Consider the following 16,756-nt stretch of genomic DNA (forward strand, 5'->3'; position numbering starts at 1 on the left):
CCTTTGAACATTTACATATGAAAGCAACTGTTTACACTTTCATACATTAGCGCATAACAGCAGGTAATAATAACTTATTCTTCATTACATCGAAAATCCCTTTTGGTGTGATACGAATATATGGTAAATGAGTAGACTGTAAAAATAATAATGTGTAAATAGCATCCCCTAATTGATACCCACGATCTGCTAAAGCTTGCTTTAAAGCTTTTTCTTTCTCTGTTAGCGTCAATACATCCCCATCATATAAAAGCCCACCAATGGATAATGGTATTTCTGCAATGACTTCCCCTTTTTCTACAAGGACGATACCACCATTCATGGCCTTCATTTCTTCGAAGGCTTTGATCATATCTTCTTTATTTTTTCCGATTAATAAAATATCGCCTGTGTTTGAGTAGGACGATGCAAAGCCTTGAACACCAGTTGCAAACCCTTTAATCATTGTATTTACATGCCAGTGACCTTGTCGGTTTATTAACATTAAATAGCACTCATCGTGATTAGCCAGTTGCCCTTCTCTAGTAATTAATGAATTATACGGTTTTGTAATGACATCATTCACAAGCTCAATTCCAAAAGGCATTGAAAACTGGAAATCTTGTGAATCTAAGGAAAAATCTAAATTAAACGCAGGGATAGCAGAATAATCGATAGCTGCCAGTCTATGAACACGTTCTCCATCACGTTTTAGCCAAACACCTTTTGATAGGACACTTTCTGGTACAGGATGATATTCATCTTGTAAAATATTAAGGGAGGCAAAGCGACCTGTCGCGATAAAACCATGTAAATTGGACATATTATAATAGCGTGCTACATTATACGAAGCCATTTGGTAGGCATCAATTGGAGAAACTCCTGCATCTAAGGCTACTTGAATACACTTATCCATCACTCCATCTTCATGGAACGAAGGTGGTGAACCATCTGTTGTCATCATTAAATGATCAAAAATCGGAAGCTCTTTTTCTACGATTCCTTTTAATAGATGCGGTAAATCTGGTCGAATGGATGAATGACGTAATGTAACCGCATAGCCTTGCATGATACGGCGTTCCACCTCTTCCACTGTCATCGCTTCATGATCGCCATCTGCACCAAGAAGTTTCATACGTGCTAAAGTTCTCTCGGAGGCTCCAGGGAAATGACCTTCGATTTTTTTACCTAGTCCCTTTGCCATTTGCATGCGATACAGCATTTGATCGTCCCCATGTAACAGCTTAGGCCAGCCTGTCAACTCTCCGCCAAGCAAAACATCACTTCGCTCTAACCATTCTAATATAGATGTGTTAGAGAATACCTCTTCCTCCTGCTCCAATTCGGTTTGCGAATCAAAGCGAGTCCACCAATAAAAAGAAAACGGTAATTTTTTTAAATGATCTAAAATTGAAAACGCTTTCTTATTTTCTAAATTTAAAACAAAACTTAAATTATCGGAAATAAAAGTCGTTGTCCCTAGCTGACCACAAAAATCTGCAAAGGATTGTGGATGATACAGCTGGAAAGGATGTACATGTGGCTCAATATAGCCTGGTACAATTGTTTTCCCTGTACAATCCACAACTTCTGTTCCTTCTATTAAAGGAGGCATTCTGTCACCAGCATAGACAATGCGGTCCCCTAAAATCCAAATGTTTCCTACTACCCACTGTTTCAGCATACTATGCAAATACCTTGTATTTTTCAACACAATATCAGGTGCCTTTTTTCCATCAATTACTGCTAATTGCTGACGTATTTTTGTTATTTTCCATACTGGATCCATGCTATTCGCTCCTTCCTAAAATTACGTAATTTTTCATTGTGTAAAACCAATTTGGATTCACATACTACTATTGCATATCGCATACTTTCATAAAATTTATGCTTTATGCAATCATCTTGTTTCAATCGTAACACAGCACTTTCATAAAGCAAAGTGCACCTCGTCTATTTTTTCCACAATGACTAAAGGAGGAACTATTATGATGCAGCAAGCAAATTTAAGCGAAAAAAATGCATTTTGTCGTTTTGCCATGGGTACAAGTTTGACAGCATTTGGTATCGCTAAAGTTTCAAGAAATCCTAATTGTACAAAAGGTCGATTGATGATTGCATTAGGAGCCATGAAAATGGCAGAGGGACTCTTTAAATATTGTCCAACCAAGGCTCTCATGAGCACTAATATGCAAAATGCCATGAATACCTCTATGCAAAGTATGTTCAGTGGGCAAAATTCTATGTCCTCTGAGCAAATCGATAAGCTCATGAAGGATTTCTCTTCTGCAATAGCTGGCAATTCTTCAGGTTCACAAGCTACTGCTTCAAAGCAATCTGATAGCAGCGCTTCAACCCAAAATCCCTCAACAAGGAGCAATTCTACATCGAATAATGCTCAAAACCCTTCTTAGTCAAAGGAGCCGTCCCAATCTAATTTGGAGACGGCTCTTACCTCTTACGTTTGAAACTTTAAGAGGTTTCATAAGAGGAGTAAAAATATTTTAAATTTTAGTGAAAATAATGATTATTTGAATGTACGCCAGCCAATATCTTTGCGGAAGAAAAAGTGATCCCATGTTTCTTTAGCAATGCCAGCATATACTTTTTGCTGTGCTTCCTGTAAAGTAGGCGCTTTAGCCCCAACTAACAGGACACGACCACCATTCCCAACAAATTGACCATCTACTAATTTTGTACCTGCATGGAATACAGCATATGATTTAGATAGTTCCTCTAAATTCGGTAATGCTTTGCCTTTTTCAACATCGCCTGGATATCCTTCAGCTGCAATAACAACACCTAGCATAGCATCTTCCGACCATTGTAATTCAAATGGCTGCTCGTTCATTAATGCCATCATAAATGCACCAAAGTCGGAAACCATTCGAGGTAAAACTACTTGTGTTTCTGGATCACCAAAACGTGCATTAAACTCAATAACCTGAGGGCCCTTCTTCGTTAAAATTAAGCCTGCATATAAAATACCTGTAAAGGAAGCGCCATCCGCCTCCATCCCTTTAACAGTTGGCTCAACAATCGTTTGGTAAGCGATATCTATAACTTCTTGTGAGATTTGTGGTACTGGTGAGTAAGCACCCATCCCACCTGTATTAGGTCCTTTATCACCGTCATACGCACGTTTATGGTCCTGTGCAATCACCATAGGATAAATTTGTCCTTTATGCACAAAGGACATAAAGGAGAATTCTTCCCCGTCTAAAAATTCCTCGATGACAACGCGAGAAGATGATTCACCAAAGCGTTGATTGCCAATCATATCTTGTACAGCTTCAATAGCTTCTTTCTCTGTCATCGCCACAACAACACCCTTACCAGCTGCTAAGCCATCCGCTTTAATAACAATGGGTGCGCCTTGTTCTTTAATATAAGTAATAGCTTGTTCTGCTACAGTAAATGTTTGATGGGCTGCTGTTGGTATATTGTATTTATTCATCACTTCTTTTGCATACGACTTACTACTTTCTATTTGAGCTGCTGTCTTTGTCGGACCAAAGATACGTAATCCACGAGCTGTGAAGAAATCGACAATGCCTTCAGCAAGTGGTTGTTCTGGGCCGACAAATGTTAAAGCAATATCATTTTCCTTGGCAAATTGGGCAAGTCCTGCAAAATCCATAGTGTCAATATTAACAACCTCTACCTCGCCTCGCATTCCGTCATTTCCAGGTGCTACAAATACTTGGTTAACGGATGGAGAAATGCTAAATTGTTTAGCGATTGCATGCTCACGACCGCCACTTCCGATTACTAATACATTCATTTTAGAGAATCCTCCTCTTTGTGAGTAAGACCGAGATGAACCCACATCTCGGTCTGTTTTATGTCATTATTAATTAATGTTTAAAATGGCGTACGCCTGTAAATACCATAGTAATGCCGTATTCATTTGCTTTATCGATTGAATCTTGATCTTTAATAGATCCACCTGGCTGAATAATAGCTGTAATACCAGCTGTGGCTGCAGCCTCAACAGTATCACTCATTGGGAAAAATGCATCTGATGCCAATGCAGCACCTTTTGCTTTTTCACCAGCTTGCTCAAAGGCAATTTTCGCAGCACCAACGCGGTTCATTTGACCAGCGCCTACACCAAGTGTCATTTGAGAATCCGTTACAACAATCGCGTTTGATTTAACATGCTTAACAACAGACCAACCAAGTTGCAATGCTTCCCATTCCTGTTTTGTTGGTTCACGATCTGTTACTACCTTTATATCTGCATTGGCAAAACCGTAGCGATCCGGTTCCTGTACAAGAAGACCGCCCTCTACAGATACTACATTAAATTGATCTTGCTTCGCTTGCTCGAACGGAATTGTTAATAAGCGAATATTTTTCTTTTTCGTTAAAATATCGAGTGCCTCTTGTGAGAAAGCCGGAGCAATAATAATTTCTAGGAAAATATGACTTAGCTTCTCAGCAGTTGCTGCATCCACTTCCATATTCAGAGCGATAATTCCACCAAAAATAGATGTTGGATCTGCTTCATACGCTTTATCAAATGCTTCCTCTAGTGTGACACCTGTTCCAACTCCACAAGGATTCATATGCTTTACAGCAACTGCAGCTGGTATTTCAAACTCTTTCACAATTTGCAAAGCTGCATTCCCATCTTGAATATTGTTATAGGATAACTCTTTACCATGTAATTGTGTTGCATAAGCTAATGAGAAATCAGAGCCAAGACGTTTTTGGTAAAATGCCGCTTTTTGGTGCGGATTTTCACCATAGCGTAAGTTCTGCTTTAATTCATACGTCATTGTTAAGCTCTCTGGGAACTCTTCTTCTGTCAAATAGTTCGAGATATACGAATCATAGGCGGCTGTGTGACGGAAAACCTTTGCAGCCAATTTACGACGTGTCTCAATTGTTGTTGCACCACCAGCTTTTAGTTCCTCTAATACTGTTGCATAGTCATTGCTGTCTACGATGACTGTTACATATTGATGGTTTTTTGCAGCGGATCGTAACATTGTAGGGCCACCGATATCAATGTTTTCAATTGCATCATCCCATGTTACATTAGGCTTTGAAATTGTTTCAACGAAAGGATAAAGATTGACACAAACAATTTCTATTGGCTCAATTCCATGCTCATTCATTTGTGCCTGATGAGAGTCATCATCAAATTTCCCTAATAAACCACCGTGAATCATAGGATTTAATGTTTTAACACGGCCGTCTAAAATTTCAGGAAACTTCGTTACTTCATCTACTGCTGTTACAGCTACTGCATTGTCCTGTAGCATTTTTTTAGTACCGCCAGTTGATAAAATTTCATAACCTAATGCTACTAATTCCTTTGCAAATTCTAAAATACCATCTTTATTGGAAACACTGATTAATGCACGTTTTGTCACAACAATATCCTCCTAATTTTTATCGTGCTCTTGCACGAACTAACTTGCTGTCAAAGATTCATAGAGTTAGGTGTTGAGTGTTGAGTAAGGTTCTCGACCTAACTCCTCCTTCAGTTATTGTAATAATTGCTGTAAAGCCTTTGTATATAATAAATGCTCTTGCTTATGGATAGCAGCTTCTGTTGCCTCTCGATTTCCTTCAATAACAGGTACAGCAGCCTGTGCGATAATTGGGCCAGTATCCATTCCTTCATCAACAAAATGCACCGTTACGCCCGTTATTTTCACCCCATGATTCAACGCTTGTCCGATAGCATCCTTCCCAGGAAAGGCTGGTAATAAGGAAGGATGAATATTAACAATTCTTTGTGGAAAAGCCGCTAATAATACATCACTGATTAAACGCATATATCCTGCAAGCACAATCCATTTCACATCGCACTCATGTAGAGCATCGACAATTGCTGTCTCGTAAGCGGCTTTCGAGGTAAAATCTTTCGGGTTCAAGGCTAACACTGGAATTTCAAAGTGTTCAGCACGTGTCACTACATATGCACCGGGCTTATCTGTCACTACTAGCTCAACCTTTGCATGCAGTTCCCCACGTTTAATAGCCTCTTGAATGGCTTGAAAATTACTACCGCTTCCTGATGCGAACACGGCAATTTTTGTTGGTGCAGTCATTACACTAAACTCCCATCATGTGTTCCATTAAACACTACTCCGTCGCCTTGAATGACACGACCGATTGTATAAGCCTTTTCACCATTTGCTTCTACTGCTGCCATAACTTTATCAGCTTCTACTGCTGGAACAGCTATGACAAAACCGATCCCCATATTAAACACATTATATAAATCCTTATCATCTAACTGACCTTTATCCTTTAGGAATTCAAAGATACGTAATACAGGCCATGAACCTAAGTCAATTTCTGTAGCTAATCCTTCAGGCATCATACGTGGTAAATTCTCATAGAAACCTCCACCAGTAACGTGGGCACAGCCGTGTACATCTGCTGCTTTTAAAGCCGCTAATACAGGCTTAGCATAAAGCTTTGTTGGGACTAATAGTGCCTCGCCGATTGGACCTAAATCTTCATAGTCTTCTACAATGGCATCCACCGCATATTGATGATCTGCAAAAACAATTTTACGTACTAAAGAATAACCGTTTGAATGCACACCACTCGAAGCAATACCAATAAGTACATCGCCCTCGACAATTTTTTCTCCTGTCACAATGGCAGACTTTTCACAAGCCCCCACCGCAAAGCCAGCTAAATCATATTCATCTTCTTCATATAGACCTGGCATTTCTGCTGTTTCGCCACCAATTAGAGCTGCACCAGATTGCACACAGCCATCCGCAACCCCTTTAACAATTTGCTCAATTTTTGCAGGCTCTGCTTTCCCAAGTGCTACGTAATCTAAAAAGTATAGCGGCTCCGCTCCTTGTGCAACGATATCATTCACGCACATTGCTACACAATCCACACCAATAGTATCGTGCTTGTCTACCATGAATGCTAGCTTTAGCTTTGTCCCTACACCATCAGTTCCTGAAATAAGAACAGGTTCTTTTAGATTTAGTTCTGACAAGTCAAACATACCACCAAAGCCACCAAACGTTCCCATGACACCTAGTCGGTTCGTACGTTCTACATGAGATTTCATTCGTTTTACAGCTTCATAGCCCGCTTCAATATTTACACCTGCTTGTTCATATGCCTTTGACACGCAGAGTTCCTCCTTATCATCTAAATCGCCTACGAGTATCCTAGAACTTTTTATAATCTCCTAGAAGTGACTCATTCATTGCGATGTATTTCTTAACGTAATAGTTCCTTTTCATGTGGTAAGATGGTATCCGGGAATATCTCAGTTGGATATTTACCTGTAAAGCATGCAAGGCATAGTCCACGGTTTTCATCTTCATATGGACGTGCAATGGTCTCAACCATGCCTTCAACAGAAAGGAAAGTCAGAGAATCTGCACCAATTACTTCACGAATTTCATCTACTTTATGACTAGATGCAATAAGTTCCTCATGTGTTGACGTATCAATGCCATAATAACAAGGATTTGTCATAGGTGGGGACGAAATAACCACGTGAACCTCTGCTGCACCAGCATCTTTTAACATTTTGACAATTCGACGTGAAGTTGTTCCGCGTACAATAGAATCGTCCACCATAACTACGCGTTTACCTTTGACAACTTGAACAACTGGTGAAAGCTTCATTTTCACACCACGTTCGCGTAATTCCTGTGTCGGTTGAATAAAAGTACGTCCTACATAACGATTTTTAATCAGACCAAGTTCATAAGGTATACCACTTTCTTCTGCAAAACCGATGGCAGCTGAAATACTAGAATCTGGTACCCCAGTTACAACATCAGCCTCAATATGTGCACATTCACGAGCAAGCTGTTTCCCCATACGTTTACGTGCCATATGGACATTAATACCATCAATATCCGAATCAGGACGTGCCAGATATACATATTCCATCGCACACATAGAACGCTTTTCCATATCAGCAAAGCGGTCTGACTTAACGCCCTCATCGTTAATAATCAATAATTCACCTGGTTCTACAGAACGAACGAATTCTGCTCCTATTAAATCAAATGCACAAGTTTCAGAAGCTACTACCCAGCCTTCTCCTAACTTTCCAAGAGAGAGCGGGCGTAAACCATGTGGATCACGTGCAACAAGCATTTCATCCTTTGTCATAATTAAGCAAGAATACGCACCCTTTAATAATGAAAGGGCATTTTTCACCTTAGCCCGAAATGGTGAATGCGAACTTTTCTTAATAAGATGCGCCAGCACTTCTGTATCAGAGCTAGAATGAAAAATACTACCTTGTCGCTCTAAATACTGTTTCAGATGTGTCGCATTGACTAAGTTACCGTTATGGGCAATGGAAAGGCTACCAGTTGAGGAATGGAATAATAATGGCTGTACATTTTCAATACCACCACCACCAGCAGTTGTATAACGAACATGGGCAATTGCTGCTTTGCCGTTCACTGCCTTTAATTTATCTTCGTTGAAAACATCATTAACTAGTCCTTCGCCTTTTACCGCGCGAAGGTGCTGACCATCAGAAACGACGATACCTGCGCCTTCTTGACCACGGTGTTGAAGAGCATGAAGCCCGTAATAACTAAGGTGCGCTGGATTTGGGTTACCCCAAATGCCAAACACCCCACATTCTTCGTTTAAGCCTCTGAGTTCAGCAAGCATGGGATTGCTCCTTTCCAATTAGAACGGAATTCCTCCACTGTACCTTCTACAAGCACACCTTTGTCCCCGTTGATTTTAACAAGTGCATCGTTTGTTACGACACCAATTTTATGAGCATCTTTGATGATTTCGACAAATGCAGCTGCATGTTCTTCTTTAACTGTAACAACAAAACGTGATTGACTTTCACTGAATAACACAGTTGTAGCAGAACCCGTTAATGTAACATCAACACCAAGTCCATTTGCACTGAAAGTTTTTTCTGCAATAGCCACTGCAAGACCACCTTCAGCAACATCATGTGCAGACTGTACAAGACCAGCTTTTATAGCTTTTAATAAAGCCTGCTGACGGGCTGCTTCCACCTCTAGATCGATAGCTGGTGCTTTCCCAGAAATAACGCCATTATTTAATAATTTTTGAAGCTCTGAACCACCGAACTCAGTCGTTGTTTCACCAATGACAAATACGATGTCTCCTGCAGCTTTTACTTCCTGTGTTGTAACATGTGCTAAGTCTTCAATTAGACCTACCATACCAATTGTTGGTGTTGGATAAACGGCTTCACCTGAACGCTCATTATAAAGCGATACGTTACCGCCAATCACTGGTGCATTCAATGCTGTACATGCAGCCGAAATACCATCAGCAGATTTTTCAATTTGCCAGAAGATTTCTGGCTTCTCTGGATTACCAAAGTTTAAGCAGTCTGTAATTGCAAGTGGTGTACCACCAGAAGCAACAATATTACGAGCTGCTTCAGCCACTGCAATAGCTCCGCCCACCTCTGGATCTAAATAAATATAGCGAGAGTTGCAGTCTGTTGTCATGGCTAACCCTTTATTTGTACCACGTACACGAATAACGGCAGCATCTGAGCCTGGTTTAACAACAGTTGACGTACGAACCTGATAATCGTACTGATCGTAAACCCATTCTTTCGAAGCAATTGTCGGTGCTTTTAATAAAGCATTTAATGTTTCTTTATAATCCATAACAGCTGGCTCTGTATTTTCAATTGCTTGGAACTGAGCATAGTAAGCAGGTTCAGCAGATGGTTTATGGTAAACTGGTGCATCCTCGGCTAACGCATCAGCAGGTACTTCTGCCACTACTTGTCCATTGTGTAAAAGACGAAGCATTTTATCATCTGTTACACGGCCAATTGCTACCGCATCTAAATCATATTTATCAAAAATCGCCTTAATTTCATCTTCGCGACCCTTTTTCACAACTAATAGCATTCGTTCTTGAGATTCAGATAGCATCATTTCGTATGCTGTCATACCTGTCTCACGTTGAGGTACTAAATCTAAATTCATTTCTACACCAGAACCAGCCTTTGAAGCCATTTCTGCTGAAGAAGAAGTAAGACCAGCTGCGCCCATATCTTGAATCCCAACTAGAGCATCAGATTTTACAACTTCTAAACATGCTTCAAGTAAAAGCTTCTCCATGAATGGGTCCCCTACTTGTACCGCTGGACGTTGATTTTCTGATTCCTCTGTTAATTCTTCAGAAGCAAATGTCGCACCATGAATTCCGTCTCGTCCTGTTTTCGCACCCACGTACATAACTGTATTTCCAACACCTGCTGCAATACCTCGTTGAATATCTTTATGATCAATTAAGCCTACACACATGGCATTAACAAGTGGATTGCCTTCATAGCAAGGATCAAATTGAATTTCGCCACCTACTGTAGGGATACCGATACAGTTACCATATCCAGCGATCCCAGCTACGACTTCTTCAAATAGATATTTACCGCGCGCTGATTTTAATTCACCAAAGCGTAATGAGTTCAGCATGGCGATAGGACGTGCCCCCATAGAGAAAACATCACGGATAATACCGCCAACACCAGTGGCAGCCCCTTGATATGGCTCAATTGCAGATGGATGGTTATGAGACTCCATTTTAAACACTACGGCTTGCTCGTCACCGATATCAACAATACCTGCACCTTCACCAGGTCCTTGTAAAACTTGTGGCCCCTTTGTAGGGAATTTACGTAATACCGGCTTTGAATTTTTGTATGAGCAGTGCTCAGACCACATTACTGAGAAAAGACCTGTCTCTGTCCAATTAGGTAGACGTTCTAAAATACCTTCTACCAATGCAAATTCTTCGTCTGACATCCCCATACCAGCGTATAGCTTTTCGTCTTTAATTTGCTGTGCTGTTGGCTCAAACTTAGTTGTTGACATGATTTTCCCTCCACTGCTTCACAATTGATTTAAATACTGCTAAACCGTCTGCGCCACCCACCAGTGCATCAACAGCTCGTTCTGGGTGAGGCATCATCCCTAATACATTGCCGCGCTCGTTTATAATCCCTGCGATATCTTCTAAAGAACCATTTGGATTGTCGCCTGAGTATGTGAATACGATTTGATTATTATCTTTTAGTGATTGTAAAGTCTCCTCATCACAGTAGTAATTCCCTTCACCATGTGCGATTGGGATATGAATAATTTGATCTTGCTCGTATTGGTTTGTGAATAATGTATTGTTGTTCTCCACTTTTAGCTTCACTGTACGGCACATAAATTTCAAGTTTTTATTGCGTAATAAAGCACCTGGCAATAGCCCTGCTTCTGTTAGAATTTGGAATCCATTACATACACCTAGTACAGGTTTACCAGCGTCTGCTGCTTTCTTAACTTCTGCCATAATGTTAGATTGATTAGCCATTGCACCACAACGAAGATAATCTCCATATGAAAATCCTCCAGGTACTAATACGCCATCAAAGCCACTTAGATCTGTTGCTGTATGCCATACATATTCTACTTCTTCACCTAGCTCGTCTTTAATCGCATGATACATATCGATATCACAGTTTGACCCAGGGAATACGAGTACTGCGAATTTCATGATTAGTTAGCCTCCTCGACTTCATAACGGTAGTCCTCAATTACAACGTTCGTTAAAACCTTTTCACACATTTCTTTTACTAGAGTATCAATGTCACGCTCTGAATCTTTAATTGATAGTTCAAGATATTTACCGATACGTAAATCCTCTACTTCACCGTAGCCCATTTTAGCTAAAGAACCCTGTACTGCAGAGCCTTGTGGATCAAGAATGCTCTCACGTAATGTTACATAGATTTTTACTTTTTTCATTGTTATTTGCCTCCGAGTCTAGAAAGTATAATAGTATAAACTTCAGTTAAATTACCAAGGTCTCTACGAAAAACATCTTTGTCTAACTTTTGCTTCGTTGTTGCATCCCAAAGTCGACATGTATCTGGTGAAATTTCATCTGCCAATAATACATGGCCATCTGCATCACGGCCAAACTCTAATTTAAAATCAATTAGTGTCACATTAACATCAGCAAAGATTGGCTGTAGAACTTTGTTAATAGCTAGTGCCTTCTCGTAAATAGCCGATACTTCAGCAGACGTTGCAAGCTCCAGAATGTCTATATGCTCTGTTGTGATGAATGGATCACCTAACTCATCGTCTTTATAGTAAAACTCAACGATTGGTCGTTTTATAGGTGTGCCCTCTTCAAGTCCAATACGTTTTGCTAAACTTCCTGCAACTATATTACGAACGACTACTTCAATCGGGATAATGTCTACTTTTCTTACAAGTTGTTGCGTATCAGATAATTGTTTTACGAAATGTGACGCAATTCCGTTTCCTTGTAATTTTTCGAAAATTAATGAAGTAATGCGATTATTTAAAATGCCTTTACCTTCTATTTCCTCTTTCTTTTCACCATTGAATGCAGTCGCACTATCCTTGTACTCAACAAGCAGCACATTTGGCTCCTCCGTTGTATACAATTTTTTTGCTTTACCCTCATACAAAAGTTGACCTTTAGTCATTCGTTTTTCCCCCTGATATTATGAGATACGCTTTTATGAATGATCAGAATCGAACCGTGTTCTCCACGGTTCAATTCTGAAGCATTTACTGGTGGCACTAACATTTATTTTTTTATTGGCGAAATAAATATTAGTTAAGTCCTAGACGTTCAAAAATCATATCGACATGCTGTAAGTGGTAGTTGTAATCGAAGCACTCATCCAGCTCTTCTTTTGTTAAATAAGATGTGATTTTTTCACTTGCATCGACTAATGTGCGGAACTGTACCTGTTCGTCCCACGCTTGCATAGCTAAAGGCTGTACAGTATCATACGCTTCCTCACGTACTAATCCTTTATCAATTAATGCTAGCAAAATGCGCTGAGAGTAAATCAGGCCATATGTGCGAGTCATATTACGTTTCATGTTTTCAGGGAATACTGTTAAGTTTTTCACTATATTACCGAAGCGACTTAACATATAGTTAAGAGTAATTGTTGCATCCGGTAAAATAACGCGTTCTGCAGAAGAATGAGAAATATCACGTTCATGCCATAAAGCGACATTTTCATAAGCTGTCACCATGTATCCACGCATTAAACGCGACATTCCAACCATATTTTCAGAACCGATTGGATTACGTTTATGTGGCATTGCTGATGATCCTTTTTGACCTTTTGCAAAAGCTTCTTCCACTTCACGCGTTTCAGATTTCTGTAAACCGCGAATTTCTGTTGCAAATTTTTCAATGGAAGTAGCAATTAAAGCTAATGCACCTAAATATTGCGCATGACGATCACGCTGTAAAGTTTGTGTTGAAATTGGTGATGCAGCCAGACCTAGTTGATCACAAACATATTGCTCAACGCGAGGATCGATATTGGCATATGTTCCAACAGCGCCAGACATTTTCCCTGTTTCAATAACTTTAGCGGCTGCTTCAAAACGTTCCAGGTTACGCTTCATTTCCTCATACCATAAACCAAGCTTTAAACCGAAAGTTGTTGGCTCTGCATGGACGCCATGTGTGCGGCCCATCATCACTGTATGTTTATGTTCTTTTGCCTTAGCAGCAATAATATCAATGAAATTCACGATATCTTTACGTAAAATATCATTTGCTTGTTTGATTAAATAAGAAAGTGCTGTGTCAACTACGTCTGTAGAAGTTAGTCCATAATGTACCCATTTACGTTCCTCACCAAGTGTTTCCGAAACGGCACGTGTAAAGGCCACTACGTCATGACGAGTTTCTTGTTCAATTTCTAAAATACGGTTCACATCAAATGAAGCATTTTCACGAATTTTAGCAACATCCTCTTTCGGAATATCACCTATTTCTGCCCACGCCTCACAAGCTAGGATTTCTACTTCTAGCCAAGCTTGATATTTATTTTGTTCTGTCCATATTGCGCCCATTTCGGGTCTTGTGTAACGTTCAATCATTGCGTATCTCCTTCTATTCTGACCAAATGCCAGAACTCTCGATTTGTTGTAATGTTTCTTCTAAGTTTTTTGTCATAATCGTTACATGGCCCATCTTACGGTTGACCTTAGCTTCAGCTTTCCCATAAAGATGGATAGACCATTCAGGATATTTAGCAATGGAGTTACTCAATGGCACGACATGCTGCCCTAATACATTGATCATAATGGATGGTGCCCAAAGTTCTGGCTTACGTAATGGCCAACCACACACAGCTCGTATATGCTGATGGAATTGTGAAACATTACACGCCTCTATTGAATAGTGACCTGAATTATGAGGTCTTGGTGCTAATTCATTAATAACAATGCCACCATCTTCTAACACGAACATTTCTACCGCTAACGTTCCTACTAAATGTAAGTAATCAGCAATTTTTAAAGCTTCTCGTTCCGCAGCCTGAGCTGTGCTTTCTGTTATGCGAGCAGGCACAATTGTTTCATGCAGAATATGATGAACATGAATGTTCTCTCCAACTGGCTGACAATACGATTCACCACTACCATTTCTTTGAACAATGACCGATACCTCTTTTACGAAGGGCACGAATCCTTCTGCAATACATGAAGAATGCGTGAAGAGTTCTTTCGCTAATGGAAGATCTTCAGTTGATTTTAACAGCTGCTGTCCCTTGCCATCATAACCACCGCTTGCTGTTTTGACTATACAAGGATAACCAATCGAATCAATATTGGCTACTAATTCTTCATAAGTTTTTGCAACAATATATGGTGCTACTGGGCAACCAGCTTTCACAATGGCTTCTTTTTCGGTTATACGGTTTTGTGTAATGCGTACTAACTCGGCCCCCTGAGGAACATAAGCCATTTGTGATAAACGTTTTAAGCCTTCATAATCAATATTTTCAAATTCATATGTGATAACATCACTGACTTCTGCAAGTTCTTCTAAAGCAGCTTCATCATCATATGGAGCTACAATACGAACATCTGCCACTTGCCCACAAGGTGAGTCCATTGCTGGTTCAAGTACCGCAATTTTAAAACCAGACTCCTTTGCAGCAAGAGCCATCATTCGACCAAGCTGTCCCCCACCTATAATACCTATCGTTTGTCCAGGATAAATAATTTTTGTCACACTAAGTCACCTGTGCTTTCTAATACTTGCTGCTTTGTAGCTTCACGTCGAGCATCTAATGCTTCAGCAAGTTCTGCATCTGTCGTTGACAAAATTTGAGCGGCTAGTAAACCAGCGTTTGTTGCTCCCGCTTTCCCAATAGCTACAGTTGCTACAGGCACACCACCAGGCATTTGAACGATGGATAACAGTGAATCAAGCCCATTCAGCGCACGTGATTGAACTGGTACACCGATTACAGGTAAAGTTGTTTTAGCTGCTACCATTCCAGGTAAATGTGCGGCTCCACCTGCCCCAGCTATAATTACTTGTATTCCCCGTTTGCGTGCTGTTTCGGCATACTCAAACATTAAATCTGGTGTTCGATGTGCAGATACAACCTTCTTTTCGTACGGTACTTGTAATTCGTCTAAAATATCACATGCATGTTTCATTGTTTCCCAGTCACTTGAACTACCCATAATGACACCGATTTTCGGATTCATAAATTGTCGCTCCTTTTAAACGATAGAAAAATGATCAATTATTGTGCAAGCCTCTATATGAATAGCTCTGCAATTTTTACCTTTTTACAAAGAAAATCCTCAAATAAACTACTCTCTACCTTTACGCGTGAAAGCAGCTTACTTGAGGACTTATTAGGGCAAGAATTTGTCAATGTACAAACCGTACATTGATCTTCTCATAAAAGCCAAAAGTGCTTTCCCGCATAGTCCAGCATTTACGGTGCCGGGTAGAGACACTAGAGCCAATCCTCTAGCATATATGTGGGATTTATTTGTTTTTCCTTATCACATTTTAACAAGGGATCGTATTATCGTCAATGCAAAAATGCGAACATTTTTTATAAGCTCAAAAAAAACGTTCGGATTTTAGTCAAAATCATTCCGTATCTTGAGTAGGTATAGCTTTAAATTGAATTTTTTGACGTAATAACGTGGGTTCACCATCGACTAAGTGAAAAAGGGGCTCTTCTTTTCGACCAATAGCCATGTACCCATCGTGTCGCATTCTTTCTAAACATTCTTCTATGGACTCGTTTTCTTTTACTTCATACCAAATTTGCTTCTTTCCCAACTGTTTCTCCCTTTCAATACATTAATTTATTTCCTAGCACTTGTTCCTTCATTATACCTTGAGATGCCTTAGGAGTGTGTAAGAACAAATTAATTGTTTATTAAATATAAAAAAACTGCGGATGGATATCCGCAGTTTGGATTACCGTTCAGCTAAATCCATACAAGGCTTTTATATAGATGCCTAGAAATAGTAGCAATAAAAATGAATGTAGGACAACAAGAATGAAACGAAACTCTCCTTTAATACCTAAAAGGGCACTCACAATACCTATTCCACCTAATATAAATGGCATTAACATACTGATGTCATTAAGGAATTTTAAAAAACGCCCATACCCTTTCGTAGAATCATAACCAAACATTAAGAGTGTGAGGAGTAGGCAAAAAATCGAAAGAGACGAAAAAATAGTATGCCTTATTTTCATTCCTCCGTTATTCTGTTCAAGTATAAGTAGGAAATGCTATCTATGTTAGTTATCTTTTCATCTGTATAAATTTAATATGTAGTGTATGAGACCATGATTTTTTAGTTGATAAAATAAAAAAGCCATGGAAGATATCCATGACTTCATAAGTGCCTAGCGACGTCCTACTCTCACAGGGGGAAGCCCCCAACTACCATCGGCGCTAAAGAGCTTAACTTCCGTGTT

The 16,756-nt window shown here is 39.8% G+C and carries 15 protein-coding genes, 1 rRNA gene and 1 riboswitch; of the genes, 1 reads left to right on the top strand and 15 read right to left on the bottom strand.

From position 1 onward, the window contains the following. Positions 1–46: 46 nt before the first annotated feature. Entirely contained in the window at positions 47–1,768 is a 1,722-nt protein-coding gene (locus tag AC1Q6O_RS19945; RefSeq protein ID WP_008173659.1) for an adenine deaminase C-terminal domain-containing protein, read from the bottom strand. Between the two features lie 199 nt (positions 1,769–1,967). Here AC1Q6O_RS19945 and AC1Q6O_RS19950 point away from each other — a divergent pair, with 199 nt between their 5' ends. After that, entirely contained in the window at positions 1,968–2,393 is a 426-nt protein-coding gene (locus AC1Q6O_RS19950) for a YgaP-like transmembrane domain (RefSeq protein ID WP_089986790.1), read from the top strand. A 113-nt stretch (positions 2,394–2,506) separates the two neighbouring features. Here the strand turns inward: AC1Q6O_RS19950 and purD are convergent, their stop codons facing one another. The 14 genes from purD to rrf form a co-directional block, all read right to left on the bottom strand. Then, positions 2,507–3,763: a phosphoribosylamine--glycine ligase gene (gene purD, locus AC1Q6O_RS19955; protein ID WP_089986789.1), complete on the bottom strand. Its 1,257-nt coding sequence runs from the start codon at positions 3,761–3,763 to the stop codon at positions 2,507–2,509. A gap of 73 nt (positions 3,764–3,836) precedes the next feature. Continuing rightward, the gene (gene purH / locus AC1Q6O_RS19960) at positions 3,837–5,363 is read right to left on the bottom strand and encodes a bifunctional phosphoribosylaminoimidazolecarboxamide formyltransferase/IMP cyclohydrolase (protein ID WP_492402042.1); all 1,527 of its coding nucleotides are present in this window, start codon (positions 5,361–5,363) and stop codon (positions 3,837–3,839) included. A 114-nt stretch (positions 5,364–5,477) separates the two neighbouring features. Beyond that, entirely contained in the window at positions 5,478–6,047 is a 570-nt protein-coding gene (gene purN, locus AC1Q6O_RS19965; RefSeq protein WP_171365958.1) for a phosphoribosylglycinamide formyltransferase, read from the bottom strand. Further along, positions 6,047–7,102, bottom strand: coding sequence for a phosphoribosylformylglycinamidine cyclo-ligase (purM, locus tag AC1Q6O_RS19970; protein ID WP_008173664.1), 1,056 nt, complete (start codon positions 7,100–7,102; stop codon positions 6,047–6,049). Before purM ends, purN begins: the two co-directional genes overlap by 1 nt. A gap of 92 nt (positions 7,103–7,194) precedes the next feature. After that, the gene (purF, locus tag AC1Q6O_RS19975; RefSeq protein WP_008173665.1) at positions 7,195–8,619 is read right to left on the bottom strand and encodes an amidophosphoribosyltransferase; all 1,425 of its coding nucleotides are present in this window, start codon (positions 8,617–8,619) and stop codon (positions 7,195–7,197) included. Continuing rightward, a complete protein-coding gene (gene purL / locus AC1Q6O_RS19980; protein ID WP_008173666.1) occupies positions 8,595–10,829 on the bottom strand; it encodes a phosphoribosylformylglycinamidine synthase subunit PurL in 2,235 nt (744 codons plus the stop codon). Before purL ends, purF begins: the two co-directional genes overlap by 25 nt. Beyond that, complete coding sequence (purQ, locus tag AC1Q6O_RS19985; RefSeq protein WP_008173667.1) at positions 10,816–11,499, bottom strand: phosphoribosylformylglycinamidine synthase subunit PurQ; 684 nt, start codon at positions 11,497–11,499, stop codon at positions 10,816–10,818. Before purQ ends, purL begins: the two co-directional genes overlap by 14 nt. A 2-nt stretch (positions 11,500–11,501) precedes the next feature. After that, complete coding sequence (gene purS, locus AC1Q6O_RS19990) at positions 11,502–11,750, bottom strand: phosphoribosylformylglycinamidine synthase subunit PurS (RefSeq protein ID WP_008173668.1); 249 nt, start codon at positions 11,748–11,750, stop codon at positions 11,502–11,504. 2 nt (positions 11,751–11,752) lie between these two features. Then, entirely contained in the window at positions 11,753–12,463 is a 711-nt protein-coding gene (gene purC, locus AC1Q6O_RS19995) for a phosphoribosylaminoimidazolesuccinocarboxamide synthase (protein WP_492402044.1), read from the bottom strand. A gap of 130 nt (positions 12,464–12,593) precedes the next feature. Continuing rightward, the gene (purB, locus tag AC1Q6O_RS20000) at positions 12,594–13,889 is read right to left on the bottom strand and encodes an adenylosuccinate lyase (protein WP_008173672.1); all 1,296 of its coding nucleotides are present in this window, start codon (positions 13,887–13,889) and stop codon (positions 12,594–12,596) included. A 13-nt stretch (positions 13,890–13,902) separates the two neighbouring features. Next, positions 13,903–15,027 carry a 5-(carboxyamino)imidazole ribonucleotide synthase gene (purK, locus tag AC1Q6O_RS20005; protein WP_008173673.1) on the bottom strand — a complete coding sequence of 375 codons (1,125 nt, stop codon included), beginning with the start codon at positions 15,025–15,027 and terminating at the stop codon, positions 13,903–13,905. Further along, entirely contained in the window at positions 15,024–15,512 is a 489-nt protein-coding gene (purE, locus tag AC1Q6O_RS20010) for a 5-(carboxyamino)imidazole ribonucleotide mutase (protein ID WP_008173674.1), read from the bottom strand. Before purE ends, purK begins: the two co-directional genes overlap by 4 nt. 205 nt (positions 15,513–15,717) lie before the next feature. Next, positions 15,718–15,816: riboswitch (purine riboswitch) on the bottom strand. Positions 15,817–15,909: 93 nt separating this feature from the next. Further along, positions 15,910–16,104 carry an NETI motif-containing protein gene (locus tag AC1Q6O_RS20015; protein WP_008173676.1) on the bottom strand — a complete coding sequence of 65 codons (195 nt, stop codon included), beginning with the start codon at positions 16,102–16,104 and terminating at the stop codon, positions 15,910–15,912. A gap of 578 nt (positions 16,105–16,682) precedes the next feature. Further along, positions 16,683–16,756: ribosomal RNA gene (gene rrf / locus AC1Q6O_RS20020) — 5S ribosomal RNA — on the bottom strand; the annotation flags it as partial.

The organism is Lysinibacillus sp. GW823-FHT06C08, from assembly GCF_058795135.1.